The following is a 26,519-nucleotide window of genomic DNA, read 5'->3' on the forward strand; positions in this document are numbered from 1 at the left end:
GCGTGCCACCATGTGTGAGTGGCGCCACACCCCGGCGCCGCGTGGACGTCCAGCGACGGGCGCTCCGGTGACCCCGGGCTCCGTCGAGGCGGCAAGGCCAGACGGCGAGGAGAGTGGCGTGACTGCTTTGCAGCAGAAGACCACCGAGGTGGTCGATCCCGTACCGGGCGCCGGAGCGCCGCACCTGCCGGGCCAACCGGACCTGGTCCAGCTGCTGACCCCCGAGGGCGAGCGGGTCGAGCATCCCGACTACGGCCTGGACATCTCGGAGGAGGAGCTGCGCGGCCTCTACCGCGACCTCGCTCTCGTCCGCCGGTGGGACGTCGAGGCGACCGCCCTGCAGCGACAGGGCGAGCTCGGCATCTGGGCCTCGCTGCTCGGCCAGGAGGCGGCCCAGGTGGGCGCCGGCCGGGCGCTCGCCGAGGGGGACATGGCCTTCCCGACCTACCGGGAGCACGGCGTCGCCTGGACCCGGGGCGTCGACCCGCTGCACGTGATGAGCCTGTTCCGCGGCGTCGACCAGGGCGGCTGGGACCCGGTCGCCCACAGCTTCAACCTCTACACCGTCGTCATCGGCGCGCAGACCCTGCACGCCACCGGCTACGCGATGGGCGTGCAGCGCGACGGCGCGGAGAGCGCGGTGCTGGCCTTCCTCGGTGACGGGGCGACCAGCCAGGGCGAGGTCAACGAGGCGATGATCTGGGCGTCGTCCTTCACCGCCCCCGTCGTCTTCTTCTGCCAGAACAACCAGTACGCGATCAGCGCGCCGATCGAGCGGCAGTCCCGGGTACCGCTGTACCAGCGCGCCGCCGGGTTCGGGTTCCCCGGCGTGCGGGTCGACGGCAACGACGTCCTCGCCGTCCTCGCCGTGACCCGGGCGGCCCTCGCCGCCGCCCGCGAGGGCTCCGGCCCCACCTTCATCGAGGCGTTCACCTACCGGATGGGCGCGCACACCACCTCCGACGACCCGACCCGCTACCGGTTGGCCAGCGAGCTGGAGGAGTGGAAGCTGCGCGACCCGATCGCCCGGCTCAAGGCGCACCTGTCCCGCGCCGGCATCGCCGACGCCGACTTCTTCACCGGGGTCGACGCCGAGGGCGACGAGCTGGCCGCCCGGATCCGGAAGGGCACGCTGGAGATGCCCGACCCGGCCGGCACCGAGATGTTCGACCACGTCTACGCGGAGCAGACCCCCGAGCTGGTCCGCCAGCGCGAGGAGTTCGTGGCCTATCACGCCTCGTTTGAGGGGGAGCAGTGACCGAGACGCTGACCATCGGCAAGGCGCTCAACCTCGGCCTGCGCAAGGCCATGGAGGACGACGGCAAGGTCGTGCTCATGGGGGAGGACATCGGCAAGCTGGGCGGGGTCTTCCGGATCACCGACGGCCTGCAGAAGGACTTCGGCGAGGCCCGCGTCGTCGACACCCCGCTGGCCGAGGCCGGCATCCTCGGCACCGCGGTCGGGCTGGCGATGCGCGGCTACCGGCCGGTCTGCGAGATCCAGTTCGACGGGTTCGTCTACCCCGCCTACAACCAGATCGTCACCCAGGTCGCCAAGATCCACGCCCGCTCCCGGGGCCGGATGCCGATGCCGATCGTCATCCGGATCCCCTTCGGTGGTGGCATCGGTGCGGTCGAGCACCACAGCGAGAGCCCCGAGGCCTACTTCGCGCACACCGCCGGCCTGAAGGTGGTCGCGGTCAGCACCCCGGCCGACGCGTACTGGGGCATCCAGCAGGCGATCGCCTCGCCCGACCCGGTCGTCTTCTTCGAGCCCAAGCGGCGGTACTGGGAGAAGGGCGAGGTCGACCCGGACGGCAGTCCCGACCCGCTGTTCGGCTCCCGGGTGGTCCGCGGCGGGGACGACGTCACGGTGCTCGCCTACGGGCCGATGGTGAAGACGGCGCTGCAGGCCGCCGACGCCGTCGCCGAGGAGGGTCGCTCGCTGGAGGTCGTCGACCTGCGCACCCTCTCCCCGCTGGACCTCGACCCGGTCTACGAGTCGGTCCGCCGCACCGGTCGCTGCGTGGTCGTGCACGAGGCGCCGGTGACCCTCGGCCTGGGCGCGGAGATCGCCGCCCGGGTGACCGAGCACTGCTTCCACTCGCTGGAGGCGCCGGTGCTGCGCGTGGGTGGGTACGACACCCCGTACCCGCCGTCGAAGCTGGAAGAGGACTACCTCCCCGACCTCGACCGCGTGCTCGACGCCGTCGACCGAGCGATGGGCTTCTGATGGCCGAGCTGCGCCAGTTCAAGCTGCCCGACGTCGGGGAGGGGCTGACCGAGGGCGAGATCCTGTCCTGGCTGGTCGCCGTGGGCGACACGGTCACCGTCAACCAGCCGCTGTGCGAGGTGGAGACGGCGAAGGCCGCCGTCGAGCTGCCCAGCCCGTTCGCCGGCACGGTGACCGAGCTGCTGTTCGACGCCGGGACGACGGTCGACGTCGGCGCGCCGATCATCACGATCGACGTCGGCGGCGGCGCAGCTGCGGCCCCGGCCCCGGCCGCGGACGCACCGGCCGCCGAGAGCACCGGGTCCGGGCTGATCGGGGAGACCAACGCCAACGGCCGGACGGCGGTGCTGGTCGGCTACGGCCCGCGCAGCACCGAGGCCAAACGCCGTCCCCGCCGGGGGCAGCCGGTCGAGGCCGCAGCTGCCCGGGCCACGGCGCCGCAGGTGCTCCCCGAGGCCGACTACGGCTCGGGCAGCGACCGGCCGCCGCTGCTGGCCACGGCGCCCGACGCCACCGTCAAGCCGGTCCGGCACGGTGGGCTGGAGGCCGCCCGTGCGGCCGAAGCAGCGGCGGCCCGCCGTCCCGCCGAGCCCACCACGTCGGCGCCCTCGGCGACCGCCGGCCGCGGCGCGCCACGCCCGCTGGCCAAGCCGCCGGTGCGCAAGTACGCCAAGGAGCTGGGCGTCGACCTCACCACGGTCCGCGGCAGCGGCACCGGCGGCGTCATCACCCGCGCCGACGTCGACGCGGCCATCGCGGGCCCGTCGTCGCCGGAGACCGCGGCAGGGCCGTCGCGGGAGGCTGCGGCCGGCGACACGCGGATCCCGATCAAGGGGGTGCGGAAGCACACCGCCGCGGCGATGGTGGCCAGCGCGTTCACCGCCCCGCACGTCACCGAGTTCCTCACCGTCGACATCACCCGCACGATGAAGCTGCGCGAGCGCCTGTCCGCGCGGCCGGAGCTGGCCGGGGTGAAGGTCAGCCCGCTGCTGTTCGTGGCCAAGGCGCTGCTGCTGGCGGCGAAGCGGCACCCGATGGTCAACAGCTCCTGGGACGAGGCGGCCCAGGAGATCGTCGTCCACGGCACGGTGAACCTGGGCATCGCCGCCGCCACGCCGCGGGGCCTGATCGTGCCGAACGTCAAGGACGCCGGCCGGCTGTCGCTGGCCGAGCTGGCCGGTGCGCTCAGCGAGCTCACCGAGACCGCCCGGGCCGGGAAGACCCAGCCCGCGGACATGACCGGCGGCACGATCACGATCACGAACGTCGGCGTCTTCGGCATCGACACCGGCACGCCGATCCTGAACCCCGGCGAGTCGGCGATCCTGGCCTTCGGCGCGGTCCGGGAGATGCCGTGGGTGCACAAGGGCAAGGTCGTGCCCCGGCAGGTCACCCAGCTGGCGCTCTCCTTCGACCACCGGATCGTCGACGGCGAGCTGGGCTCCCGGTTCCTGGCCGACGTGGGGGCGCTGCTGCACGACCCCGGCACCGCACTTACGTTCTGACCGTGCGCACCCAGCTCGGTCCCCTGCTGTCCTTCGCCGCCGCCTCCCGGGTCCCCGAGGGGTTCGGTTACCTCGGTGACGACGGGCGGGTGCTCGCCGGCAAGCCGGTGGAGACCTGGATCAGCGCCCGGATGACGCACGTCTTCGGCCTCGCCGCGCTCGTCGGCGAGCCGGGCGCCGAGGAGCTGGCCGCCCACGGGGTGGCCGCGCTGCGCGAGGGCCCGTTGCACGACGCCGAGCACGGCGGCTGGCGCTCCGCGGTGGGGGCCGGTGCCGACGACGACACCAAGGCCGCGTACGTGCACGCCTTCGTGGTGCTCGCCGGCTCGACCGCCACCGTGGCCGGCATCGCGAGCGGCCGCGCGTTGCTGGAGGAGGCGCTGGAGGTCTGGGAGCAGCGGTTCTGGGACGACGACGAGGGCCTGGCCGCCGAGTCGTTCGACCGCACCTGGGCCACCAGCGAGGCCTACCGCGGCGCGAACGCCAACATGCACGGGGTCGAGTCGACCCTGGCGGCGGCCGACGCGCTGGCCCCCATCGACCCCGGCGCGGCGGCCCGGCTGCGCATCCGCGCGCTGCGGGCGACGGAGCGGATCGTGCACCAGTGGACCCGGGAGCGGGACTGGCGGCTGCCCGAGCACTTCACCCCCTCCTGGGAGCCGTTGCCCGAGTTCAACCGGGACCGGCCGGCCGACCCGTTCCGCCCGTACGGCGTCACCGTGGGCCACCAGTTCGAGTGGGCCCGGCTGTGCCTGCACCTGGCTGCGGCGCTGGGCGAGGAGGCGCCCGGCTGGCTGCACACCGACGCCGACGGGCTGTTCCTGGCCGCTGCCGAGCGAGGCTGGGCGGCCGACGGGCACGAGGGCTTCCCGTACACGCTCGACTGGGACGACCGCCCGGTGGTCGCCGCCCGGATGCACTGGGTGGTCACCGAGGCGATCGCGGCCGCGGCCGTCCGCCACGCCGTGCTCGGCGATCCGCAGTCACTGGCGCTGCAGCAGCGCTGGGAGGAGCTGGGGGACCGGCTGTTCCTGGACCCGGCGGTGGGCAGCTGGCACCACGAGCTCACCCCGGAGGGCGCGGTGGGCAGCGGCACCTGGGCGGGCAAGCCGGACGCGTACCACCTGGCGCAGATGCTGCTGCTGCCCGGACGCCCGGTGCGGGGCAGCGTCGCCGCCGCCGTCCTCGCGTCGCGCTGATCCGAGGCGGGATCCCGCTACGGTGCACCAAGATCACGGCGCCGTCCGGCGTCGGGGTGACCGTCGAGGAGGAGCTGGACCATGAGCGGAGCAGGGAGCGGCCGCACCGCCCGGCACGCGCAACTCCCGGAGCCGCTGGGGATGCCGACCCTGCTCCGGTGGCGTCGCATCGGCCTGACGGCGGGCACGGTGGCGGTGCTCGCCGTCCTCGGGTTCCTGGCCGTCGCGGTGGTGCAGGACGGCGTCGGCCGCCTGGTGAGCGCGTTCGTCCTGGTCTCGGCCCTCGTCTGTGCGCTGGCTGCGCTGAGCTTCCTGCGGCGTGCCTGGGCCGAGCCCGAGGTCGCCGACGACCCGCAGGTCGTCCGGGCCCGGCGCTGGGCGGGCATCGCCTCGACCTCCTGGCTCCTGGCGATCGTGCCCGGTCTCGCGGTCCGGCTCCTGCCCGAGTCGTTCGACTGGCTCCGCTGGCTGGTGCTGGCCCTGGGCGCCTCCGCCGCGCTCGCCTTCACGGCGATGCTCGTGCTCACGGCCCGCTGGTGCCCCGCGCGCTGAGGGCGCGACCGTTCCGACGGGGCGCCGGGCAACTGCGGATCTTGTTTGTTGATCGTGCACGTCCGGGTAGGGGGCGACTGGACGTACGAGACCCCTGAGCAGAGGAGGCTCCCCATGGCGAACGTGGAGAAGTCGATCGACGTGGACGTGCCGATCCGGCAGGTCTACGACCAGTGGACCCAGTTCGAGACGTTCCCCCAGTTCATGAACGGGGTCGAGCGGATCACCCAGCTCGACGACCGGCACACCCACTGGGTCACCAAGATCGGCGGGGTCGAGCGCGAGTTCGACGCCGAGATCACCGAGCAGCACCCGGACGAGCGGGTGGCCTGGAAGAGCACCGACGGCAAGTCGCACGCCGGCGTCGTCACCTTCCACAAGATCAGTGACACCACGACCCGGGTGATGGTCCAGATCGACTGGGAGCCCGACGGCGTCGTGGAGAAGGTCGGGGCGGCGGTCGGCGTCGACGACCGGCAGATCAGCGCCGACGTCAAGCGCTTCAAGGAGTTCATCGAGAGCCGCGGCACCGAGACCGGTGCCTGGCGCGGGGACGTGCCGCGCGAGGGCTGAAGGAACACCCCGTTCTCCTCATCCCTCGCAGGCTCGGGACGAGCCTCTGAACGGGGCCTGACGGCGCCCGCTCCCTCAGCTCGAGGGGGCGGGCGCCGTCGCGTTCGTCCGGGGCCGGATCCGATGTGCAGTGCGCGACCGGATGGGGCATGGCCTGGTTCATGACCACAGCGACCCCGCTGCGCGCACTCGCGCTGACCTGCAGCCTCAAGCCGTCCCCCGCCCCCTCCAGCACCGACCTGATCGCCCGCCAGGTGCTCGACGCCCTGGCCGAGCACGGCGTCGAGGGTGAGCTGCTCCGGGTCGTCGACCACGACGTCAAGCCCGGCGTCGAGGTGGACATGGGCGACGGCGACGCCTGGCCGTCGATCCGGGAGCAGGTCCTGGCCGCCGACGTCCTGCTGATCGCCACGCCCACCTGGGTCGGGCAGATGAGCAGCGTCGCCAACCGGGTCGTGGAGCGGCTGGACGCCGAGATCTCCGAGACCGACGACCAGGGCCGGCCGCACACCTTCGGCAAGGTCGGCATCGTCGCCGTCGTCGGCAACGAGGACGGCGCCCACAAGATCAGCGCCGACCTGTTCCAGGCGCTGGACGACGTCGGCTTCACCGTCCCGGCCCAGGGCGCCACGTACTGGAACGGCGAGGCGATGCACGGCACCGACTACCAGGACCTCGACGAGACGCCGGAGGCGACCGCCACGACGACGGCCACCGTGGCCCGCAACGCCGCGCACCTGGCCCGGCTGCTGAAGGCCTCGCCCTACCCGCCGGCCTCCTGAACCGCCGACGACAGCGCCGGCCCCCCTGCCGGGGGCGGGCGCTGTCGTCGTCTCAGGCCCTTCGAACAGGGCCGAGAGGTCCTACTCGGCGTCGAGGTCGCTGGCGACCATGTCGGCGATCCGGTCGAGCACCGCCTCGTCCTCGCTGTCGACGACGACCTCTGTGCCCTGCTTGGCGCCGAGCGTCATGATCATCAGCGGCGAGCCGGCGTCGATCGGGTTCCCGCCGGGAGTGGCCAGCGTGACCGGCACCCCGGACTTCGAGACGGCCTCGGCGATGAGGGCGGCCGGACGGGCGTGCAGGCCGACGGCGGAGCCGACGGTCACGGTCTTGGAGGGCATCAGTGCCTTCTTTCTGGTCGGCGTGCTGGTGGTCAGTGTGCCGGACGGCCGGCGGGGGCCCCCGGCCCGGCAGTGGCCGGGCGAGGGTCGTCGGCCAGGTCGGTGGTCAGGTCGGCGTCCTCGGCCGGGACGGCGGGCTTCCGGCCGATGCTCTTGGCCAGGGTCACCGCGACGCCGCCGACGGCCGCACCGATGAGCACGGCCAGGATGAACAGGACGGCGTTGCTCATCGCGAAGAACACGAACACGCCGCCGTGCGGGGCGCGGAGCTCCAGCCCCAGCCCGGCGACGATCGCCCCGGTGGTCGCTCCGCCGAGCATCATCGAGGGGATGACCCGCAGCGGGTCGGCAGCGGCGAACGGGATGGCGCCCTCGGAGATGAACGAGGCGCCCAGCAGCCAGGCCGCCTTGCCGTTGTCCCGCTCGGCCGGGGTGTAGAGCCTGGGCCGGAGGAGGGTGCTGGACAGCGCCATCGCCAGCGGCGGCACCATGCCGGCCGCCATCACCGTGGCCATGATCACCAGCGGACCGCTGGTGGCGGCGGCGGTCAGCCCGGTCGTGGCGAAGACGTAGGCCGCCTTGTTGACCGGCCCGCCCAGGTCGAAGCACATCATCAGGCCCAGGATGACCCCGAGCAGGACCGCCGAGGTGCCGGTCAGCCCGTTGAGGAAGTCGCCGAGGCCCTCGAGCGCGGCGGCCAGCGGGCGGCCCAGCAGGACCACCATGATGCCGCTGGAGATCAGCGTGGCCAGCAGCGGGATGATCACGACCGGCTGCAGGCCGCGGGCGAAGGTCGGCAGCTTCCAGCGGCTGATCCACAGCGCGGCGAAGCCGGCGATGATGCCGCCGACCAGGCCGCCGAGGAAGCCGGCACCGACGGTGAGCGAGACAGCACCGACGACGAAGCCGGGCACGATGCCGGGCCGGTCGGCGATGGCGTAGGCGATGTAGCCGGCCAGCGCCGGGACGAGGAAGCCGAACGCAGCCTGGCCGAGCACGGTGAACAGCGCGCCCAGGTAGCCGAGCAGGCCGCCGCGGAGGTAGTCGACGCCGGGGTCGCCGGGCAGGTCGAAGAAGTTGTTGTTGAGCGCCCAGTTCAGCGCGTAGCTCTGCGCGCCGTCCGTGGTCGGGTCGGTGTTGACGATCGGGTAACCGGCGAAGAGGAAGCCCAGCGCGATGAGCAGGCCGCCTGCGGCGACGAACGGGATCATGTAGCTCACGCCGGTGAGCAGCCAGCGGCGGATCTCCGACCCGGTGCTGGGCCGGTCACCGCTCGCCGCGGGCGCCGCCCCGGCCCCGGCCGTGCCGGGCACCCGGCGGCCGTTCGGGTCGTCGGCGACGGCCAGCGCCTCGCGGATCATCACCTCGGGCTCGTTCATCGCCCGCTTCGTCCCGGACTGCACCAGCGGCTTGCCGGCGAAGCGGTCCCGGTCCTTGACCCCGACGTCGACGGCGAAGATGACGGCGGTGGCCTGGCTGATCACCGACGGGTCCAGCGGGGTCGAGCCCGAGGAGCCCTGGGTCTCCACGTGCAGCTCGACGCCCATCTCCTTGGCCGCGGCGGTGAGCTTGTCGGCGGCCATGTACGTGTGCGCGATGCCGGTGGGGCAGGCGCTGACCGCGACGATGCTGCGGCCGGCCGTCGTCGGGGCGGGCTCGGCTGCCGGGGTGGGCGCCGTCGCCCCGGCGGCGGTGGCGCCGCCGGTGGTCTGCGGGGCCGGAGCGGCCGGTGCCTCCGGCGGGGAGACGACGTCCTGCACCAGCGCGACGATCTCGTCGGCGGAGCCGGCGGCGCGCAGCGAGGCGACGAACTCCGGGCGCACGAGCGCCCGGGCCAGGGCGGTGAGCAGGGTCAGGTGGTCGGCGTCGCCGTGCTCGGGGGCGGCGATGAGGAAGGCGAGGTCGGCCGGGCCGTCGGGCGCGCCGAAGTCGACCTTCGGGTCCAGCCGGGCGAAGGCGAGCGACGCCTGGGTCACCGCGGCGGAGCGGCAGTGCGGGATGGCGATGCCACCGGGCAGGCCGGTGGCGGCCTTCGCCTCCCGGGCCATCGCGTCGGCGTGCAGGTCGTCGGCGCCGGTGGCCCGGCCACTGGCGGCGACCAGGCCGGCCAGCCGGCGGACGACGGCGTCCTTGTCGTGACCGAGGTCGGCGTCGAGCGCCACCAACTCGGTCGTGATGAGTGCGGACATGGTGGTTCCCCCGGGTGTTCTCAGCGAGCGCCGGCGGCCGGGACGGCCTCGGCGGGAGTCGGGTGGTCGGGCGGCCCGGCGTTGACGGTGACCGCAGCCGGGTCCACCTGCGTGGGTGTCGGCACGGCGGAGCCGGGCAGCGCGGCGCTGGCGGCGCCGTAGGCCACCGCCGACCGCAACCGATCGGCGGGCGCGGCACCGGCGAGGTCGGCCAGCAGGTACCCGGCGAGGCTGCAGTCGCCGGCGCCGACCGTGCTGCGGACGGTGACCCGCGGCGGGCGGGCCGACCAGACCTCGCCGTCGGCGGTGGAGAGCAGCGCCCCGTCGGCACCGAGGGTCAGCAGCACCTCGGCCACGCCCCGCTGGTGCAGGGTGGCGACCGCGGCCAGCGCGGCCGCGGGGTCGCCGGTCACGACCTCCTCGGGCACGCCGGCCAGCTGGGCCAGCTCCTCGGTGTTGGGCTTGAGCAGGTCGGGAGCCGACTCCGGGCCGGCGGCCAGCAGCGCCAGCAGGGGCGCCTCGGAGGTGTCGACGGCGATGCGGGCGCCGGTGCTGCGGAGTGCGCGGACGAGCGTGGCGTACCAGTCGCGCGGCACCCCCGGGGGGAGCGATCCGGAGAGCACGACCCAGCTGGCGGTGGCGGCGTGCTCCAGCAGGGCGTGCTGCAGCGCGGCGAGCGTCGGCTCGTCCAGCCGGGCGCCGGGCTCGTTGAGCTTGCTCGTCGTCCCGTCGGGCTCGGTGAGCGTGTAGTTGGTGCGCACCGGGGTGTCGATGGGCACGCTGGCCAGGTGCAGGCCGAGCGCGTGGAGGGCGCGGACGATCGGGTCGTCGTCGGCGGCCGGGAGCACCGAGACGACCTCGGCCCCTGCCGCGGCCACGGCCCGGGAGACGTTGACCCCCTTGCCGCCGGGTTCGGTGTGGCTGCCGCCCAACCGGGTCACCGCGCCGCGGTCCAGCGGGCCGGGCAGGTCCAGCGTCCGGTCCAGGCTCGGGTTGGCGGTCAGCGTGACCACCCGCCCGCCCGGTGCGGAGTGCGTCCTCATGCGACGAGCACCTCGATCCCCTGTTGCTCGAGCTCGGCGACGACGGCCGGGTCGGCCTCCTCGTCGGTGACCAGGACGTCGACGTCCTCGATGGCCGCGAAGCGCACCAGGTGCTCGCGGCCGAGCTTGCTGCTGTCGCCGAGCACGACGACCCGCTGCCCGGCGCGCGCCATGGCCCGCTTGACCGCCGCCTCGGCCTCGTCGGGCGTGGTGAAGCCGAAGCCCGCGCTGATCCCGTTGGTGCCCAGAAAGACGACGTCGGCCCGCAGGTCGGTGAGCGCGGCGAGGGTGGACTCCCCGACGGCGGACTGGGTGATCCCGCGGACCCGCCCGCCGAGCACGTGCAGGGTGATGCCCGGGGAGCCGGAGAGCCGGGCGGCGATCGGCACCGAGTTGGTGGCGGTCACCAGCGGCCGGTCGCCGGGGAGAAGCTCGGCCAGCGCCGCGGTCGAGCTGCCGCCGTCCAGGATCAGGCTGCCGTTGGCAGGTGGCAGGAGCGTGAGCGCCGCGGTGGCGATGCGGCGCTTGGCCTCGATGCGGGTGCCGCGCCGCTCGCCGAGCGCGGGCTCCACCACGGTCAGCGTCCCGACGGGGACGGCGCCGCCGTGCACCCGGCGCAGCATCCCGGCACGCTCGAGGACGGCGAGGTCGCGGCGGACGGTCTCGGTGGTCACCCCGAAGTGCTCGGCGACGGCGGTGACGGCGACCCGGCCGCGCTGGGTGACCAGGCCGGCGAGCGCCTGCTGGCGTTCCTCCGCGTACATGCTCACCCCCGGGGTCGCGCTGTACTGACAGATCGGGCCGATGCCCGATCATGTGGCTATCGGCCCGCTTTCATGTTGTTCTACGTGGGATCAGTTGACAAGTCAAGGGTTGCTGGTGACTCTGGTCACCGGATGCAGCATTGTCGTTGCGCCGCCCCCAGTCATCTACGACGGAGCTCGTCCGACCGGACACCCCCCGGCCCGAGCAGACAGTGAGGCCCCCGATGTCCAGCACGCCGACCGGGACCCGGATCGCCCCGGACGCCCTGACCGGAGCGACCGTCTTCACCGGGACCCCGGTCGTCCCAGGTGTGGCCGCCGGCCCTGTGGTGCGCCCGGTCGGGGCCATCGAGCTGCCGCCGGCCGACGGGCCGGTCGTCCCGGAGCAGCAGCGCGCGGCCGAGAAGGAACGGTTCACCTCGGCAGCCGACGCGGTGGCCGAGCGGCTGGCCGGCCGGGCTGCGGCGGCGACCGGCGTGAGCGCCGAGGTGCTGAACACCACGGCGCAGCTGGCCCGGGACCGTGGGCTGCTGTCCGCCGTGGAGCAGCGCATCGGCGACGGCGCCTCGGCGGAGGCCGCCACGGTGGGCGCCGCGGCACAGTTCGTCGACCTCTTCGTCAGCCTCGGCGGCGTGATGGCCGAGCGGGCCACCGACGTCCGCGACGTCCGCGACCGGATCGTCGCCGAGCTCACCGGCCAGGGTGAGCCGGGGGTGCCTGCGCCGGACACACCGTCGGTGCTGCTCGCCGACGACCTCGCACCGGCCGACACCGCCGGCCTGGACCCGTCCCGGATCGTCGCGCTGGCCACCCGGCTGGGTGGGGCCACGAGCCACACCGCGATCATCGCCCGCCAGCTCGGCCTGCCCTGCGTAGTGGGCGTCGGCGGGCTCTCCGACGTCCCCGAGGGCGCGATGGTGCTGGTCGACGGCGAGCAGGGCACCGTCACCGTCGACCCCGACCCGGAGGAGGCCCGCACCCGGGTGGCCGCCGCGCAGGAGGCCGCTGCGGCGCTCGCCGGGTACCGCGGGCCGGGCACGACCCGCGACGGCCACCCCGTCCAGGTGCTGGCCAACGTGCAGGACGGCGCCGGGGCGCGGGCCGCGGCGGCGGCGCACGCCGAGGGGGTCGGCCTGCTCCGCACCGAGCTCGCCTTCTTCGGCCGCACCGAGGAGCCGTCGGTCGAGGAGCAGGCGGAGATCTACGCCGGCGTCTTCGCCGCCTTCCCCGAGGGCAAGGTCGTGCTCCGGACGCTGGACGCGGGCTCGGACAAGCCGCTGCCCTTCGCCACCCCGCCGGACGAGGCGAACCCGGCCCTCGGGGTGCGCGGGCTGCGCACCGCCCGTCGTGACCCCGGCCTGCTGACCCACCAGCTGGACGCCGTGGCCCAGGCCGCCAGCAGCACCGGAGCCGCCCCCTGGGTGATGGCCCCCATGGTGGCCACCGTCGCCGAGGCCGCGGAGTTCGCCGCCCAGGTGCGGGAGCGGGGCATGGTGCCCGGCGTCATGGTGGAGGTGCCCTCGGTCGCCGTGCTCGCCGACCGGTTCCTGGAGCACCTGGACTTCCTGTCGATCGGCACCAACGACCTGTCGCAGTACACGCTCGCCGCCGACCGGCTCTCCGCCGACCTGGCCGACCTGACCGACCCGTGGCAGCCGGCGTTGCTGGCGCTGGTGCAGGCGACGGCGGCGGCCGGTCAGCGGGCGGGGAAGCCGGTGGGGGTCTGCGGCGAGGCGGCTGCGGACCCGATGCTGGCCTGCGTGCTGGTGGGCATGGGGATCAGTTCGCTGTCCTGCGCCGCCTCCTCGGTGGCCGGGGTGGGTGCGCGGCTGGCAACGGTGGACCTGGCCACCTGTCAGCGCGCTGCGGAGGCGGCACTCGCCGCAGCCGACCCCGCCTCCGCCCGCGCCGCCGTGCGTGAGGTGCTTCTCGCCGGCGACTGAGGTCCCCAGTGCGCGCAGGCCCGTGGCGGGCCCGCGCAGAGGGGGAGAGCGCCCGCGCCCCGTCGGTCGAAGGTGACCGGCGGGGCGCTGACGTCTCCAGGACGACGTCGATCACGCCGCAGAGGTGACCGACTGCACTCCGTAGGTGCTGGACAAGTGGCGCCAAGGTGACGGATCCATGGCCACCACCCCCTTCGGGTGAAGATTCCATCGGAAACTTCAGCGACACGACCTTGGATCCGTTGGAATACCAGCCGCTACGCCTGGTTTAATACAGACGTAACACCCACTCAGGACCACCGAAAGAAGGCAGTGACATGAGCAGCGTGACCTCCAGCTGGCGTCAGCGTCGGCAGGCGTCGCGTACGCGGCGGGCAGTGGATGCCGCCGTGGCCCGCACCAGCAGCCCCGCGATGCGCGACGACCTGCTGACCCTGGCCAACAGCAGCCAGTTCACCAACATCCTGCGCTGATCGACCCCCGCCGTCGACGACGACGGCGGACGCAGGCACGCACCGCGACCCCGACTCCCCCTGGGAGCCGGGGTCCTCTGCTGTGTGGGTGCATGCGTTGCGTGTTGTCGCCGGCCTGCGGCCCCGTCCAGAGGCTCGCCCCGAGCTCGCGAGGGGTGAGGAGGACGGGGTCCTTTCAGTCGCGGAGGCGGGACCGCAGGGCTGCCTGCTCGTCGGCGCCGAAGCCGTGCTGCTCCAGCCAGCCGACCGGGCCGCCCCAGCGCTCGTCGAGCAGCTCCAGCACCCGGCGCATCGACTCCGCCCGCGGGGTGTGGCTGCCGACGTCGCGCCGGGTCATGTCCTCGGCATAGGTGGGGCTGCTGGCCAGCTTGGCGACGAGCGCGTCGATGACCTCGGCGGTCTGCGCGTAGTCGGCGATGATCGCCTCCGGCGTCGCGCCGGCCACCGCGAGCGCCAGGGCGCAGATGACGCCGGTGCGGTCCTTGCCCGCGGCGCAGTGCACCACGGCGGCACCGGGGCCACCGGCGGCGAGCGAGCGGAGCGCGGCCAGCACGTTCTCCGTGCCGTCGGTCAGGTAGCCGAGGTAGGAGCGGACGGCGGGCGGCTCGCCCTCGTCCCCGGGCGTGACCTGACGGGGGAGGATCGACTCCGCCCAGTCGGCCGGCAGCTGGGCCCGGATCTCCTCGTCGGTCTCCTCGGCGGCGAAGACGTCGGTGCGCATGCCGCGCTCGACCAGCAGGGTGAAGTGCCGGTGGGTGACCGAGTCGACGTCGCGCAGCGGGCTGCGGCCCTCCAGCAGGATCTCCGCGGTGGTGCGCAGGTCGACGACCTCGGTGAGCCCCACCTCCTCGACCAGCGCGGCGACGTCGGCCTCGCTGAGGGTCTGCAGGTTGTCGCTGCGCAGGACCCGGCCGAACTGCGTCGTCCCGCCGTCGGTGGTGGGCAGCCCGCCCAGGTCACGGGTGTTCGTCGTCCCGTCCAGGTGCAGCCAGCGGTCGGTGCGGGTGGAGGTCACGCCCCCGACCGTACGACGTCAGCCGAGCTCCAGCAGCTCCCGGCACACCGCGAGCAGCCGCTCCCGCAGCACCGCGCCGCGGTCGGCGAAGCCGCGCTGCGCGGCGACGTACTCGGCCTTGCCCTCCGGCGTCTCGACCGCCACCGGGGCGTACCCGTGGCCCGTGAGGTCGTAGGGGGAGGCGCGCATGTCCAGCTCGCGGACGTCGGCGGCCAGCGCGAAGCAGTCGGCCAGCAGCTCACCGGGCACCGCGGGACCGAGTTTGTAGGCCCACTTGTAGAGGTCCCTGTCCATTCAGATAGCACACACCTACTCGCGGGCTGACGAAACTCGGCATCCGTTAGACCGCTACGGAACGTAACTCGCTGGCGCTCCGGGTGCAGTGACCGCACTCCGGTCTGAGCGTGGGGGAGGGGGGTCTGCCGCCCCTGTCTGCACGCTGACGTCGCCGTGGATGCGGTCCACAGCCCTGCCGGGTGTCCTCGGGTGGGTCCGCTCGCGGACCGCACCAGGGGGCAAGGGGAGAGGGTGGGGGGTTGACCCCCTCGGCCTCTACAGGGGCACCGTTCCGTGATAGCAGGTCCGATCCTGCCCGGGATGGAAAGGTCGCGGGAGCGCATCGGCCGGGGTGGACGTCAGGGACTTCCGGCAGCTCATCCCCGCACGATGTGGTCCTAGGCCGGGTGTGCAGGATCGTCACAACGGCCCGGAAACTGCGAACGCCCCCGGCGACAGGATCGTCGTCCGGGGGCGCGGCAGGTCAGGGGGTCAGCGGGTCTTCAGCTCGATGTAGCCGGGCGCGGTGAGCCGGTAGCCGACGGCGGTCAGCGCCTGCGTGAGAACGTCCAGCAGGGCACGATCGTGGCGGATGAACGGGAGTTCCTGGCCGTCGATGTAGACGGCGCTCGGCAGCCGGTCCCCGTAGTGCATCGTCCACCCGAACCGGAGTTCTCGGGACTGGTTGGGGATGCCAGCGGCGCTGGCCTGACGAGCGGCCTCCAGCATGACGGCCTCGCGCCCCCGCACCTGCTCGACGTACGTGCTCATCGCATCGGTGAGCGACTGCACGACGGCATCTTCGGCGGTCACCTCTGCCCGCAGTACCCGCTCCGAGAGAAGGTCGGCATAGTGCTCGGCCAGCAGGGGAGCCTCTGCCGCTCGGGCTGCGTCAGCGTCGGCAGCGGTGGACTGCGCCAGCCCTTCTCGGCGGGTGATCTCGGCATCGGCGGTCAGCAGGTCCAGTGCAGTGACCGTGGTGTCCCCGGCTGCGTTGCGTCGGATGACCTCGGCCTGCTGAGTGCGCGCCTGCTCCACGGCCTGCACTGCGTTGGCGTGGGTCCGCTCGGCAGCCTCTCGGGCGGTACGGGCGGCGTCGTAGGCAGTGGCGGTGGTGATGGTGTTGGTGTTGCTCACGGGGCAATCTCCTTCGGTTGTGGCCTCGCCTCGGTGGCGATGCCTGCTCTTGCTCATGGGTCATGGGCGGACCCTGGCGGGTCCGCTCACTGGCTTGCTGTGTGCGGCAGACATAGATGGCCCCGGAGGGGCCGATCCCTGGCCTAGCTCTTCCCCATCGCTTCGCCGCCGCTCTACTAGATGTGAGAGGGACGTGCGTTTGCGCTGGTCAAAGCGATGGGACTTCACCTCTGCGGTGAGGTGACTTCACCTGTGGCGTGAACTCATGTCCAGCGGATGCCGTGGACGTCGCAGGTGCTACTTCCTGAGCCGGCCTTCTGGAAGTGCTGAGAGGACAGGACGAGGCAACGGGCACCCGAGTCGCGGTGGATCAACCCCTTCCGCTTCGCCTCTGCGATGGCGTTGCTGATGACCCCCTCGGAGCGAGGCGTCCCATCGGCACGGCGCAGCAGGTGCCGCAACTCGCCCTCGCTGAACTCGGCGTGGCCGACGCGGTTGGCGCGACCGAGCGCAGCGAAGTACACGCGGTACGGCAGGGGGTGCGCGTCGTCCTTCGCCATCCGGCGCTGCTCGACCTGCGAGAGCCCTCCCCACGCTCCAGCGAACCGGATGCCGCCGGTCACCGCTCCGGGCACTGTGCTGGGTCGATGGGCACTCGGGGTGCTGTCCGTACGCCCGCCAGGGCGCGACTGGAGATCCCCTGCCTGTTCATCAGGGTCCACTTGCCAGTCGGCCCCATGATGATGTTGACGTACAGCCCAGGTGCCGCCTCCAGCGTGCGGCGAGTGTTCGGCGGTAGTGCGGCCAACTCCTGCTCGTCCAGCTCAGCCCACTCGGGCAGTGTCGTCCAGACCACTGGCACAGCGGGCGCAGAGCGCGGCCGGAACTGCGCGGCGTTGGGGACAGGGCGCAGGTGCTGTGGTGCCTCGGTCACCGGGTCACCTTGCCGGTCAGGACCCGTGCCGGGGTGGAGATGACACCGATCACCCGGCGGCCCTCCAGCGTGCCCGTGAGTGCGGGCGGCAGCTCAGGGGGCACCGGGAGACTCCCGGGGTCCGTGGACCGCGTTGACGGGGCACCTGCTCGGCCCCGCTTGCGCGTGCGGAAGGACAGGTGCGCGGTCTCCTCGGGGAACGTCGCCATGATGGCTCGGCACTCGGGGCACGGGGTGCGCGTCAGGCGAGCGAACCCCACGGCGTGCCCCCATGCGACGGCAGCGGCGTCGGGGTCGCACAGGCCGTCGCGGGAGGCGGCGTTGCGGATGCGCTGCCACTCACGGGCGGACCCGATGGTCTCGGGCAGCTCGGTGCGTGTCAGGTGGTCGGTGGTCGGGATCGCGTGCGGGGGAGCGTGATCGCTCACTATCGTTGCCTCTGTCTCATGCGTGGGACAGACCAGCGCGGGTGCTCTGGCCTGTTGAGCAGCAGAGGACGCCCTTGGCAACGCAGTACATCGACTGACACGTGGATCGCACGTAGCCCGCACCAGTACAGCGACCACCGCCGGGCATAGGGATGCCCGGGAAGGGAGTCGTGCTGCCAGTGCGGGCGGATCCGGGCTCGGTCTTCGCCCGGTCGCTCACCAGTCCGCCCCCGGGATCTCGGAGCCGGTCGCTGGTGTCTTGTGTGGCCGCTGACTTCAGGTTATGCGGCGCTTACAGCGTCGACAAGGGGCGGACACGGTGTGTGGGGACGTGTCTGTGACGGAGCGCCCTCCTGACTGTCGGGGCGTGCTGGTGATGATCAGCCGTGGACCGTGGTCACCTCGGCAGGCTGCCGGGGGGTGAACCGGAAGTGGTCCGGGTGCAGCATCCGCACCCCACGCCCCCGGGGCATGAACTCGACCCGCTCGAACATGGCGGCGACCAGTGTGCGCAGCTCGTCCACGTTCATGGGGGCGTTCTCGGGGTCCGGGGTGGTCGGGTCCATCGCCAGGAAGCTCTCCACGACTTCGCTCCCGTGGCTCACGGTCTCGGCCAGGTCGGACACCTGCCCGGCCTCCTCGATCTGCCGCTCGACCTCGGCCAGCAGTGTCCGCAGCTTCTCGGTGCCGGTACGGAACTGCCCCCGGTCCATGAGCCCATCGGCGTAGTCCTCGATCACGGCGTCCAGCCGGGACCGCAGGGTCGCCTGCTCGACCAGTAGAGCTTGCGACACCTCGCCCCCGCGCTTGCGAGTGGTCTGCCACTTCTCTCGGTTGTGCGGGCTGTCCACCTCGCTGGCGAGGCGGGCCATCACGGCGTGGTCGGCTGCCAGCACCGGCACCGACACGCACGACGATGCCCGACAGACGTAGACCGCGTACGCACCCGGCTCGCCTGCTCGCCCGGCCCTCCACCCGACCTTCACGCCGCCCCCGCACTTGCCGCAGGTGGCGACCCCGGTCAGCAGGTTGCGCGGCTCGGCACCTCCACCCCCGGTGCGGCGGGCGGGGTTGGTCAGCAGGCGGACGGCAGCCCTCCACCTGTCCTCGGGGATGATCGCCTCCCACGCGGCTGCCCCGATCTCCTCGCCGTCGTACACCCGGATGGCAGCGTTCCGGGCGTTCAGCAGGACAGGGCGCAGGGTGGTGGCGGTCCACTTTCCACCCCGGCAGGTGGTGTGCCCGGCATCGTTGAGCTGGCGCGCCAGGGTGGGCAGAGATGCCCCGGTCAGCAGGTCGGCGTACGTCTGCACCAGCGCGGCAGCCTCGTCCGCACGGTGCGTGCCGTCCAGCTCAAAGCCGAACGGGCGGGAGGACCACCACGACTTGCCCTGCTCGGCGCGCTGGCGCATGGCCAGCCACATGCGCTCGGCCTTCTGCTCACCCTCCCAGGTGGCGATGACCGTACCCATCCGGGACTGCATCCGGCCGGTAGGACTGCTGAGGTCGATGGGGCCAGCGGAGGTGACGGGGTAGACGTCGACGTCCAGAGCGATGACCCGCTCCAGGTCCCCACCCTTCCGCAGCAGTCGGTCCAGGTGCCACACCACGATCACGTCGGGCGAGGACGTCAGCAGCGCCTCAAAGGCGGGGCGGCGCTTCCCGGTCGTCGCACTGATGTCGTTGTCCCGGTAGATGCGGTCCTCGCTGACCTCCCACCCCTTCTCCTCGCAGAGCGCCCGGCACTCCTTCTCCTGCCGGTCGATCCCGAGACCTTCGCCGGTCCGGTCGTAGCTCATGCGGACGTAGATGCTGGCCCGCACCGGGCCGGTCCGGGCAGTGCGACGGGAGTTGCGACGGGGAGGCATAGTTGTATCTTAGCTCGATGTAGAGGCCTCTTACCGTTTGGATGCTCTGATCTGCCGTTGGAGTCGCTAGGGTCCGGGCCGACGGGCGTCTCCGAGGTTCGTTAGCCGACTCAAAAGCCTCCTGCCTTTAGGCGTGACCACACCTGTCCGCCAGCGTGTATGCGCAACTCTTCCAAGTACTCGTAGTCCGCGACCCATTCGCGGCCTGCAAGGCTAAAACTCTCTGGCCACGGCAGCATGATCTGCCTTTCCCCCCAGTAGAGGGCCATGAGTCCTCTCAGGAAGTCCTTGCCCGACTGTAGGTGGACAGGGTCGCTCGCCTCGTTCTCCGGCACGACGGCGACGTGGCCCGTTCCGCGGTCGTGTGCAAAGCATTCGAATTGTCTGGGCTTGACTTGGCGTAGGTATAGGACGCAGTCGGCCGCAACCGTCCCCGGCTCCCGTCTCTGCCACCCCAACTCTTGGTCAACCGCCGTCCGCCACCGCTGAAAAGTGTTCGGCCAGTTGGGCTCGGTAGCGTCGTGTCGCAATAGATCGATCCAGTAGGGGTACTTGCCCCTGCGCCTTATACCGTCCGGACCCGACCACGCAAGGGCAGTGCGTGGATACCGTTTAATGGTTGGCGGCGCACACAAGCTGTCACCAACAAACGTCTCCAGTCCTCCTAAAGCTGTCCAGGCAGCCTCCAGCTCGCCGGGGGTTGGCCAGTACCCTCCGTGGAGAACGCGATTTCTGACCTGAACCGCTGCGTAGAACTTGGCGACGGGACCGTCCCCGTCCGTTCGCCATCCACTGCCTTTGAGCTTCTGCCCGAGGTGGCCAATCGATTTGCTGATGCTCGCCTTCTTCGCGAAGGGCTTGGCCCCCTCTTCGGGAGAGGCGCCCTCCTCCCACGTGCAGTGAAGCAGTGCAGTGTTCAAGAGAAGCTCGCCGGCCGCAGCCGCCGAGGAGACGCCCAAGGCAGTGTTTCCGTCGAACAAGGCTTGGACCATCGCCTCGCGTCGCATGACGGCGATGAGCTGAAAAGCGGGACTTTGTAGGCTGACCAGCTCCTGCATCTGCTGCCACTGCGGCTTGGTGAGGGGCTCTGGCGCGATCGAGAAAGACTCGGGTAGTGCGCAGTAATCGATAAAGAAGTCAGGCACGATGGCCTCAAACGTGGGCGGCTGACCGTCGCCATTCAGTCGTCCGGTTACTACGGGCAGCGTGGGCTGTAGCGTCGCCCTGCTTATAAGGCGAACCGGCCTCTTCGTGACGATGGCGACCATGTTCTGTAGCTCTTGGATAAGACTTATGGACTGATCCAGAGCGGCGTCGAGTAGCTCCTTCTCCGGGAGGCAACCCGGTACGGCTGCCTCAATTACCGTGAGTGTCGACGACTCACCCGCGCTGACGTCAAACTGCTCGACCAGACCACGGCGAACATCCGCTGGGAGAGAATGTTTGAAAGCCTTCTCCTCGACCAAGTGCAAGATGTCGGTGTAATCGCGAACCATGATGTTCGTTGAACGACGAACTTGATGCACGAACAGTGAGCAGTCGAGGCCGGAAGGAGAAGCTGTCTCGCGAGCTAGAGCCCCGGCGTCAGACGCCTGGGCTAGGGCTTCCCCCTCAGGTAGTCCCAGCGGGTGTGGTAGCGGCAGATAAAACCAGACGCATGGAACGCTAAGCGGTTCCCGGTCCTCTTCCGCACTGTCGTCGTCGTCAGGGCTGATCGGCTCCTGGGTCATCCCCCCATGGTGGCCTGTCCAGGGGGCGGGTTGCCGTGGCGACACGGGTCAGTATTCGGCGCGAGGCCTAAGTGCTGAGGCGCATCTGGCGCCCGCGTCGCGCGAAACTGTTCAGCGTCAGCCGTGGTTTTGCGCGACTAAGGGCTCGCAGACCCTAATAAGGCGCTGCCGTAAGTCGGCGGCTCGATCCGTTAGTGCACGCTGTCGAGTCACGTAAGCGGCCTTGCCGGTCGCCGTCTCGATCGGCACGGAACTCAACCCGTAAGAGGACAGGTCGTACGGCGACGCCTGCATGTCTAGCCCTCGCATCTCGCGTGCTAGTTCGAAGCAGTCCAGGGCGACTTCGCCAGGCACCGCCGGTCCAAGCTTCATGGCCCACTTGTGGCAGTCCATCGCAGCGTGCAGGCAGCCGGGTTGTTCCGTGTGGAGTTGGGACTCCCGGGTCGGCTGCATGCGGTTCAGTGGCGCGGCGGACGGGGTGAAGAACCGGAAAGCATCGAAGTGTGTGCAGCGGATCTGGTGTCCCTCGACAACGGCGTCCGTCCCTGACTGCCCCAGGCGCAGAGGGAGTGGATGGCGGTGCTCGTCCTGGCGGTATGCCATCGCCCACTCGTGCAGGCCGAAGCACCCCGTGAACGCGGGACGCGCAGCCGTGGCCGTGAGGAGTCGGTGGATGAACCGGACGGTGTCTCCCCGGTCCGCCAGGAAGGTGGCGACGTCCAGCGACACGCTCCCATCGGGCTCGGTCCGGTACCACCGCCACGCGGCATGGGGCGCTGGGCCATCCTTCGTCGGCGCCAGGGCTACGCCTGCCCCGGGATGCCATCGGCGCAGCAGTGATGGCCGGGTGTTGTAGTACGTGAAGAGGAAGTCCTCGACGGCATGCCGCTCTCCTCGCGCAGAGCGGGAACGGTGCCCTGCCGTGAGTCCGTCGGCGCGGTCCGCATGCCGGGTCGACAGCTCCGTCCAGGTGGATGCAGGCAGCCGTTGCTTCTTCAGCTGCATGCTGACTCGATGTAGAGGTCCATCGTGGCGTGCAGGCAGCCCGGCTGCTCCAGCTGCTGCTGCGTCTCCCGGGTCGGCGTCAGCGTGTTCCGCGGGGCGCCGGCCCGGGTGAAGAACCGGAACGCGTCGATGTGGCTGCACTGCACCCGGTGCGACTCGACGACGGCGTCGGTGCCGGCCTGCCCCAGCCGCAGCGGCAGCTGCTCGTGCCGTACCTCGCCGTCGCCGGGGCGGTAGAGCATCGCCCACTCGTGCATCCCGAAGCAGCCGAACTGGCCCGGGCGGCTCGCCGTCCCGCGCAGCAGGCCCTCGACCCAGCCGACCGATGCCCGCCGCTTGGCCAGGAACGCCGGGACGTCGAGCCCCACCCCACGCACCGGCTCTCCCGCGGCGTCCCGGGCGTCGACCTCCGCGTAGAACGGCCAGCTCAACCGCTCGGTGGCGGCCTCGCCGGTCAGCACGACCCCGACCCCGGGGTGCCACCGGCGCAGCCGGGCCGGCGTCTCGGAGTAGTAGGTGAAGAGGAAGTCCAGCACCGGGTGGGCGACCCCGGTGCGACGGCGCTCCTGGTGCGGGGTCAGCCAGGTGTCCATCCGCTGCCGGTGGGCGCCGGCCCGGGCCGTCCACGCCGCCTCGGGCAGCACCGTCGGCGCGGGGGCGAGCACGGGGAGCACCGGCCCAGGGTAGGCGTGCACGCACCACCCATGACGCGTGTCACCGCCCGTCCGTGCACCGGCGGGGAGAAGTCGTGCGCCCCGGCACCTGTGCCGGCCGCGGAGTGGCAGCAACGTGGGGGATGCGTCCGACAGACCGGCCCGACGGCGGCCGGCGGCGCATCGAGGAGGTCGACCGTGCACCCCAGCGCCCCACCAGTGTCCGCGCCCGTCGAGGCCGCTCCCGCGATCGAGGTGCGGGACCTGCGGCGCAGCTACGGCGACTTCGAGGCGGTGCGGGGCGTCTCCTTCGAGGTCCGGCCCGGGGAGGTGCTCGCCCTCCTGGGGGTCAACGGTGCCGGCAAGACCTCTGCCCTGGAGGTGCTGGAAGGGCTCGCCGCCGCGGGCGGTGGAACTGTCCAGGTGCTGGGCATGGACCCGGTCGCCGAGCGGGCCCGGGTCCGCCCGCACCTGGGCGTGCTGCTGCAGAGCAGCGGCCTGCCCGGCGACCTCACCGTCGCCGAGACCCTGCACACGTGGGCCGGCACGCTGACCGCACCCCGGCCCGTCGAGGAGGCCCTGGCCCAGGTCGGGCTCACCGGCCGCGCCGACGTCCGGGTGCGCAGCCTCTCCGGGGGTGAGCGACGGCGTCTGGACCTCGCGCTGGCCCTGCTCGGCCGGCCCGACGTCGTCGTCCTCGACGAGCCGACCACCGGGCTGGACCCGGAGTCCCGACGGCAGGTCTGGGAGCTGGTCCAGGGGCTGGTGGCCGACGGTGCCGCGGTGCTGCTGACCACCCACCACCTGGAGGAGGCCGAGGAGCTCGCCGACCGGGTGGCGATCATGCGCGCCGGGCACGTCGTGCTGTCCGGCACCCAGGCCGAGATCGCCGAGACCCAGCCGGCGACCATCCGGTTCACCCTCGACGACGACGCCCCCCCGCCGCCGGTGCCCGCCGGCGCGCAGGTGGTCACCCAGGGCCGGCGGGTCGAGTGGCACACCCGCGCGCTGCAGCCGGTGCTCGCCGAGCTGCTGGCCTGGGCCGCCGAGCACGGAGTCGTCCTGCGGACCCTGCTGGCCCGCGCGGGCTCGCTGGAGCAGGCCTTTCTCGCCGTCGCCGACGGCACTGACCCGCACCGCACCACGGAGGAGAACCGATGAGCACCGTGACTCCCGATCGCAGCACCCTCGACCGCCCCACGAACGGCCCCTCCCGGCTCTCCCGGGCCTGGTCCCTGGCCTCCGCCGAGACCCGGCTGCTGGTCCGCAACCGGACCGCCCTGGTGAACTCGGTCCTCCTGCCGCTGCTGTTCGTCGCGGCCGTCCCGGCCCTGGGCCTCGACGAGGGCGAGTTCCCCTACGGCGCCCGGCTGCTGGTGACCGCCGTCGGCATCAGCCTGGTGATGGTCACCTACTACAACCTGGTCACCACCTACGTCGCCCGCCGGGAGGACCTGGTGCTGCAGCGGATGCGCACCGGGGAGCTGACCGACGTCGAGGTGCTGGCCGGCACCGCTGCGCCCACCGTGTTCGTCACGCTCGGCCAGGTGGTGGTCATCGCCGCGGGCGTGGTGCTGCTCGGTGAGTGGTCGGCCCCCGCCGACGTCGTCCTGCCGCTGGTCGCCCTGCTCGCGGGGACGCTGCTGATGGTCGTGCTGGCCGCGGCGAGCACGAGCTTCACCCGGACGCCGGAGTCCGCGCAGATCACCACGCTGCCGATCATCGTGGTCTCCACCGGGCTGTCCGGCGTCTTCTACCCGCTCTCCGTGCTGCCCGAGGCGCTGGGCCAGATCGCCCGGTTCCTGCCGCTCACCCCGGTCGTCGAGCTGCTGCAGCTGGGTCTGGCCGGCCAGACGTGGCAAGGCGACGCGGTCGACGGCAGCGTCTGGCCGCACGCCGGCATGCCGCTGGCGGTGCTCGCCGGCTGGCTGGTCGTGGGCTCGATCGCCGCCCGGCGCGGGTTCCGGTGGGCTCCCCGCCGGTGAGGTCCCGCCCCCGGGACGGTCGGTACGGCAGCATGACCGCCGTGCCGACCGTCTCCCGCTGGTGGAACAGCCGGACGGCGCCGCAGCGGATCGACCTCTACACCCGCTGGTCCTTCTACTTCTTCCTGGCCGGGCTGCCGCTCTTCGCCCTCGCGGTGGTGGGGGCGGCGGTCGAGGGGGCGGCGCCGACGGCGGGGTCCTGGCTGTTCGTCGCCGGATCGGTCGCCACCGCGGCGGTGGCGGTGCAGCTGACCCGGCGGGGGTTGGCGGCGCACCTGGCCGGGCGGCCGCTCCCCGGGCGGCTCGCCGTCCTGGCGTTCTGCGCCGCGGGGGCGACGGCGGCCGGCGGGGTCTGGGCGTTCGCCGACCGCGATGCGTCGGTCGCGGTGCCGTGGTCGGTCACCCTCCCTCTCGGTGCGGTGCTCATCGCCTGCTCGACGGTCTGGACCACCCGGCAGCTCGCCCCGCAGGCAGTGGGCATCGGGGTGCTCAGCGGCTTCGTCACCTCGCTCGGCGACGCGCACCCTGCCGCGGCCGTCGTACAGGGCCTGGTGATGGCCACGACGGTGCTGTTCGTGGTCCTGGCCTTCCGGTTCACCGTGTGGGTGCTCGACGTCGTGCTGGAGATGGAGCGCAGCCGCGGCGTGCAGCTGCAGCTGGCGGTGGCCGAGGAGCGGTTGCGGTTCGCCCGTGACCTGCACGACGTCATGGGCCGCAACCTCTCCGCGATCGCGGTGAAGAGCCAGCTGGCCGGGGAGCTCGTGCGCCGGTCCCGGCCGGAGGCGGCCGACGAGGTCGCCGACATCAGCCGGATCGCCGAGGCGTCGCTGAAGGAGGTGCGGGAGGTGGTCCGCGGCTACCGCCGGACCGACCTCACCGGCGAGCTCGCCGGGGCACGCTCCGTGCTGCGCGCGGCCGGCGTGGGCTGCACGGTGCAGGGTGAGGACGGCGCCGGCACCTTGCCCGAGCCCGTGCAGGCCGCGCTGGGCTGGGTGGTGCTGGAGGCGGTCACCAACGTGCTGCGGCACAGCGAGGCCGCCGAGTGCACGATCACGCTGGAGCGAGGGAGTGGAGAGGTGCGGCTGACCGTGAGCAACGACGGCGTCGCCGCCGACCCGGGTGAGGGCAACGGCCTGACCGGGCTGCGGGAGCGACTGGCCGGTGCCGGCGGGACCCTGCACGCCGGCCGGGACGACGACCGGTTCACCGTCACCGCCACGCTGCCCACCGGGGGTGCGGCGTGATCCGGGTGCTGCTCGCCGACGACGAGAACCTGGTCCGCTCCGCCTTCGCCGCGCTGCTGGGCCTGGAGGACGACCTCGAGGTGGTCGCCCAGGCGTCGTCGGGGGCAGAGGCGCTGGCGATGGCCCGGGCGCACACCCCGGACGTCGCCGTCCTGGACCTGCAGATGCCCGACCGGGACGGGATCAGCGTGGCCGGCGAGCTCACCACGCTGCTGCCCGGCTGCGGGCTGGTCATCGTCACCGGGCACGGGCGACCGGGGCACCTCAAGCGGGCCCTCGAGGCCGGGGTGCGGGGGTTCCTGCCGAAGACGGTCAGCGCGACCGTCCTCAGCGACGTGGTGCGCACGGTGCACCGGGGCGGGCGCTACGTCGACCCGGAGCTGGCCGCCGAGGCGATCAGCGCCGGGGACAGCCCACTGACGCCGCGCGAGGCCGACGTCCTGGAGCTGGCTGCCGGCGGTGCCCCCGTGGAGGAGATCGCCGCGCGGGCGCACCTGTCGCCGGGGACGGTCCGCAACCACCTGTCCGCGGCGTCGGCCAAGCTGGGTGCACCGAACCGGCACGCCGCGGTGGACACGGCGCGCCGGCACGGCTGGATCTAGGAGGACCCCCTTGCCCCCCACTGCTCGCACGCTCGCAGCGGGACC

26 protein-coding genes are annotated in these 26,519 nt (G+C 72.4%); 13 read left to right on the forward strand and 13 right to left on the reverse strand.

The annotated features are described in order from the left end of the window. Positions 1–118: 118 nt before the first annotated feature. The 7 genes from pdhA to O2W15_RS07325 all read left to right on the forward strand — a co-directional run bounded on the left by pdhA (position 119) and on the right by O2W15_RS07325 (position 6,843). Positions 119–1,258 carry a pyruvate dehydrogenase (acetyl-transferring) E1 component subunit alpha gene (gene pdhA / locus O2W15_RS07295; RefSeq protein WP_269178927.1) on the forward strand — a complete coding sequence of 380 codons (1,140 nt, stop codon included), beginning with the start codon at positions 119–121 and terminating at the stop codon, positions 1,256–1,258. Continuing rightward, complete coding sequence (locus O2W15_RS07300) at positions 1,255–2,232, forward strand: alpha-ketoacid dehydrogenase subunit beta (RefSeq protein WP_269162656.1); 978 nt, start codon at positions 1,255–1,257, stop codon at positions 2,230–2,232. Before pdhA ends, O2W15_RS07300 begins: the two co-directional genes overlap by 4 nt. After that, positions 2,232–3,737, forward strand: coding sequence for a dihydrolipoamide acetyltransferase family protein (locus tag O2W15_RS07305; RefSeq protein ID WP_269178928.1), 1,506 nt, complete (start codon positions 2,232–2,234; stop codon positions 3,735–3,737). Before O2W15_RS07300 ends, O2W15_RS07305 begins: the two co-directional genes overlap by 1 nt. Before the next feature lie 2 nt (positions 3,738–3,739). Further along, positions 3,740–4,936, forward strand: a complete 1,197-nt coding sequence (locus O2W15_RS07310) for an AGE family epimerase/isomerase (protein ID WP_269178929.1) — start codon at positions 3,740–3,742, stop codon at positions 4,934–4,936. An 81-nt stretch (positions 4,937–5,017) separates the two neighbouring features. Next, a complete protein-coding gene (locus O2W15_RS07315) occupies positions 5,018–5,488 on the forward strand; it encodes a hypothetical protein (protein ID WP_269178930.1) in 471 nt (156 codons plus the stop codon). A 114-nt stretch (positions 5,489–5,602) separates the two neighbouring features. Continuing rightward, complete coding sequence (locus O2W15_RS07320; RefSeq protein ID WP_269162660.1) at positions 5,603–6,061, forward strand: SRPBCC family protein; 459 nt, start codon at positions 5,603–5,605, stop codon at positions 6,059–6,061. Positions 6,062–6,222: 161 nt separating this feature from the next. Beyond that, entirely contained in the window at positions 6,223–6,843 is a 621-nt protein-coding gene (locus O2W15_RS07325; protein ID WP_269178931.1) for a flavodoxin family protein, read from the forward strand. A gap of 81 nt (positions 6,844–6,924) precedes the next feature. On the opposite strand, the gene O2W15_RS07330 is transcribed toward O2W15_RS07325, so the two are convergent. From O2W15_RS07330 to O2W15_RS07345, 4 genes are read right to left on the reverse strand one after another with little or no spacing between them, the layout of a single operon-like run. Continuing rightward, entirely contained in the window at positions 6,925–7,185 is a 261-nt protein-coding gene (locus O2W15_RS07330) for an HPr family phosphocarrier protein (RefSeq protein WP_269162662.1), read from the reverse strand. A 32-nt stretch (positions 7,186–7,217) separates the two neighbouring features. Further along, positions 7,218–9,374 (reverse strand): PTS fructose transporter subunit IIABC, encoded by a 2,157-nt coding sequence (locus tag O2W15_RS07335; protein WP_269178932.1) that lies wholly within the window; start codon positions 9,372–9,374, stop codon positions 7,218–7,220. Between the two features lie 20 nt (positions 9,375–9,394). Beyond that, positions 9,395–10,417 carry a 1-phosphofructokinase family hexose kinase gene (locus tag O2W15_RS07340; RefSeq protein WP_269178933.1) on the reverse strand — a complete coding sequence of 341 codons (1,023 nt, stop codon included), beginning with the start codon at positions 10,415–10,417 and terminating at the stop codon, positions 9,395–9,397. Beyond that, positions 10,414–11,181, reverse strand: coding sequence for a DeoR/GlpR family DNA-binding transcription regulator (locus tag O2W15_RS07345; protein ID WP_036336305.1), 768 nt, complete (start codon positions 11,179–11,181; stop codon positions 10,414–10,416). Before O2W15_RS07345 ends, O2W15_RS07340 begins: the two co-directional genes overlap by 4 nt. A 224-nt stretch (positions 11,182–11,405) precedes the next feature. Between O2W15_RS07345 and O2W15_RS07350 the strand changes: the two genes are divergently transcribed. Next, a complete protein-coding gene (locus O2W15_RS07350) occupies positions 11,406–13,124 on the forward strand; it encodes a phosphoenolpyruvate--protein phosphotransferase (RefSeq protein WP_269178934.1) in 1,719 nt (572 codons plus the stop codon). Positions 13,125–13,441: 317 nt separating this feature from the next. Continuing rightward, positions 13,442–13,597: a hypothetical protein gene (locus O2W15_RS07355; RefSeq protein WP_269162666.1), complete on the forward strand. Its 156-nt coding sequence runs from the start codon at positions 13,442–13,444 to the stop codon at positions 13,595–13,597. A 175-nt stretch (positions 13,598–13,772) separates the two neighbouring features. Here the strand turns inward: O2W15_RS07355 and O2W15_RS07360 are convergent, their stop codons facing one another. The 9 genes from O2W15_RS07360 to O2W15_RS07400 form a co-directional block, all read right to left on the reverse strand. After that, on the reverse strand, positions 13,773–14,612 hold the full coding sequence (locus tag O2W15_RS07360) for a tyrosine-protein phosphatase (protein WP_269178935.1): 840 nt from the start codon (positions 14,610–14,612) through the stop codon (positions 13,773–13,775). An 18-nt stretch (positions 14,613–14,630) separates the two neighbouring features. Continuing rightward, positions 14,631–14,906 carry a hypothetical protein gene (locus O2W15_RS07365; RefSeq protein WP_269178936.1) on the reverse strand — a complete coding sequence of 92 codons (276 nt, stop codon included), beginning with the start codon at positions 14,904–14,906 and terminating at the stop codon, positions 14,631–14,633. Positions 14,907–15,380: 474 nt separating this feature from the next. Next, complete coding sequence (locus O2W15_RS07370) at positions 15,381–16,082, reverse strand: hypothetical protein (RefSeq protein WP_269178937.1); 702 nt, start codon at positions 16,080–16,082, stop codon at positions 15,381–15,383. A 206-nt stretch (positions 16,083–16,288) separates the two neighbouring features. Then, on the reverse strand, positions 16,289–16,648 hold the full coding sequence (locus tag O2W15_RS07375) for a hypothetical protein (RefSeq protein WP_269178938.1): 360 nt from the start codon (positions 16,646–16,648) through the stop codon (positions 16,289–16,291). A 307-nt stretch (positions 16,649–16,955) separates the two neighbouring features. Further along, positions 16,956–17,387 (reverse strand): hypothetical protein, encoded by a 432-nt coding sequence (locus tag O2W15_RS07380; protein WP_269178939.1) that lies wholly within the window; start codon positions 17,385–17,387, stop codon positions 16,956–16,958. A 380-nt stretch (positions 17,388–17,767) separates the two neighbouring features. Next, positions 17,768–19,186, reverse strand: coding sequence for a recombinase family protein (locus tag O2W15_RS07385; RefSeq protein ID WP_269178940.1), 1,419 nt, complete (start codon positions 19,184–19,186; stop codon positions 17,768–17,770). 179 nt (positions 19,187–19,365) lie between these two features. Further along, on the reverse strand, positions 19,366–20,985 hold the full coding sequence (locus O2W15_RS07390; RefSeq protein WP_269178941.1) for a hypothetical protein: 1,620 nt from the start codon (positions 20,983–20,985) through the stop codon (positions 19,366–19,368). A 117-nt stretch (positions 20,986–21,102) separates the two neighbouring features. Beyond that, positions 21,103–21,990, reverse strand: a complete 888-nt coding sequence (locus O2W15_RS07395) for a 3-methyladenine DNA glycosylase (protein WP_269178942.1) — start codon at positions 21,988–21,990, stop codon at positions 21,103–21,105. Next, positions 21,981–22,664, reverse strand: coding sequence for a hypothetical protein (locus O2W15_RS07400; RefSeq protein ID WP_269178943.1), 684 nt, complete (start codon positions 22,662–22,664; stop codon positions 21,981–21,983). Before O2W15_RS07400 ends, O2W15_RS07395 begins: the two co-directional genes overlap by 10 nt. Positions 22,665–22,841: 177 nt before the next feature. Here O2W15_RS07400 and O2W15_RS07405 point away from each other — a divergent pair, with 177 nt between their 5' ends. Genes O2W15_RS07405 through O2W15_RS07420 form a run of 4 tightly spaced genes read left to right on the forward strand, consistent with a single transcriptional unit; the run spans position 22,842 to position 26,474 of the window. Beyond that, complete coding sequence (locus tag O2W15_RS07405) at positions 22,842–23,804, forward strand: ABC transporter ATP-binding protein (protein WP_269178944.1); 963 nt, start codon at positions 22,842–22,844, stop codon at positions 23,802–23,804. Then, on the forward strand, positions 23,801–24,628 hold the full coding sequence (locus O2W15_RS07410) for an ABC transporter permease (protein WP_269162670.1): 828 nt from the start codon (positions 23,801–23,803) through the stop codon (positions 24,626–24,628). The genes O2W15_RS07405 and O2W15_RS07410 overlap by 4 nt, the downstream gene beginning before the upstream one ends. A 41-nt stretch (positions 24,629–24,669) precedes the next feature. Continuing rightward, positions 24,670–25,872 (forward strand): sensor histidine kinase, encoded by a 1,203-nt coding sequence (locus O2W15_RS07415; protein WP_269162671.1) that lies wholly within the window; start codon positions 24,670–24,672, stop codon positions 25,870–25,872. After that, complete coding sequence (locus tag O2W15_RS07420) at positions 25,869–26,474, forward strand: response regulator transcription factor (protein WP_269162672.1); 606 nt, start codon at positions 25,869–25,871, stop codon at positions 26,472–26,474. Before O2W15_RS07415 ends, O2W15_RS07420 begins: the two co-directional genes overlap by 4 nt. Positions 26,475–26,519: the final 45 nt, after the last annotated feature.

Origin of the sequence: Modestobacter sp. VKM Ac-2979, from assembly GCF_026967995.1 — a bacterium.
In the GTDB taxonomy this organism is placed as follows: domain Bacteria; phylum Actinomycetota; class Actinomycetes; order Mycobacteriales; family Geodermatophilaceae; genus Modestobacter.

Excerpts from the sequence above, each read along its gene's own strand:
- O2W15_RS07315 (WP_269178930.1), top strand. The coding sequence starts at position 5,018 with ATGAGCGGAGCAGGGAGCGGCCGCACCGCCCGGCACGCGCAACTCCCG.
- O2W15_RS07370 (WP_269178937.1), bottom strand. The coding sequence starts at position 16,082 with ATGAGCAAGAGCAGGCATCGCCACCGAGGCGAGGCCACAACCGAAGGA.
- O2W15_RS07385 (WP_269178940.1), bottom strand. The coding sequence starts at position 19,186 with ATGAGCTACGACCGGACCGGCGAAGGTCTCGGGATCGACCGGCAGGAG.
- O2W15_RS07330 (WP_269162662.1), bottom strand. The coding sequence starts at position 7,185 with ATGCCCTCCAAGACCGTGACCGTCGGCTCCGCCGTCGGCCTGCACGCC.
- O2W15_RS07325 (WP_269178931.1), top strand. The coding sequence starts at position 6,223 with ATGACCACAGCGACCCCGCTGCGCGCACTCGCGCTGACCTGCAGCCTC.
- O2W15_RS07340 (WP_269178933.1), bottom strand. The coding sequence starts at position 10,417 with ATGAGGACGCACTCCGCACCGGGCGGGCGGGTGGTCACGCTGACCGCC.
- O2W15_RS07355 (WP_269162666.1), top strand. The coding sequence starts at position 13,442 with ATGAGCAGCGTGACCTCCAGCTGGCGTCAGCGTCGGCAGGCGTCGCGT.
- O2W15_RS07350 (WP_269178934.1), top strand. The coding sequence starts at position 11,406 with ATGTCCAGCACGCCGACCGGGACCCGGATCGCCCCGGACGCCCTGACC.
- O2W15_RS07335 (WP_269178932.1), bottom strand. The coding sequence starts at position 9,374 with ATGTCCGCACTCATCACGACCGAGTTGGTGGCGCTCGACGCCGACCTC.
- O2W15_RS07365 (WP_269178936.1), bottom strand. The coding sequence starts at position 14,906 with ATGGACAGGGACCTCTACAAGTGGGCCTACAAACTCGGTCCCGCGGTG.
- O2W15_RS07345 (WP_036336305.1), bottom strand. The coding sequence starts at position 11,181 with ATGTACGCGGAGGAACGCCAGCAGGCGCTCGCCGGCCTGGTCACCCAG.
- O2W15_RS07395 (WP_269178942.1), bottom strand. The coding sequence starts at position 21,990 with ATGCAGCTGAAGAAGCAACGGCTGCCTGCATCCACCTGGACGGAGCTG.
- O2W15_RS07390 (WP_269178941.1), bottom strand. The coding sequence starts at position 20,985 with ATGACCCAGGAGCCGATCAGCCCTGACGACGACGACAGTGCGGAAGAG.
- O2W15_RS07320 (WP_269162660.1), top strand. The coding sequence starts at position 5,603 with ATGGCGAACGTGGAGAAGTCGATCGACGTGGACGTGCCGATCCGGCAG.
- O2W15_RS07305 (WP_269178928.1), top strand. The coding sequence starts at position 2,232 with ATGGCCGAGCTGCGCCAGTTCAAGCTGCCCGACGTCGGGGAGGGGCTG.
- O2W15_RS07410 (WP_269162670.1), top strand. The coding sequence starts at position 23,801 with ATGAGCACCGTGACTCCCGATCGCAGCACCCTCGACCGCCCCACGAAC.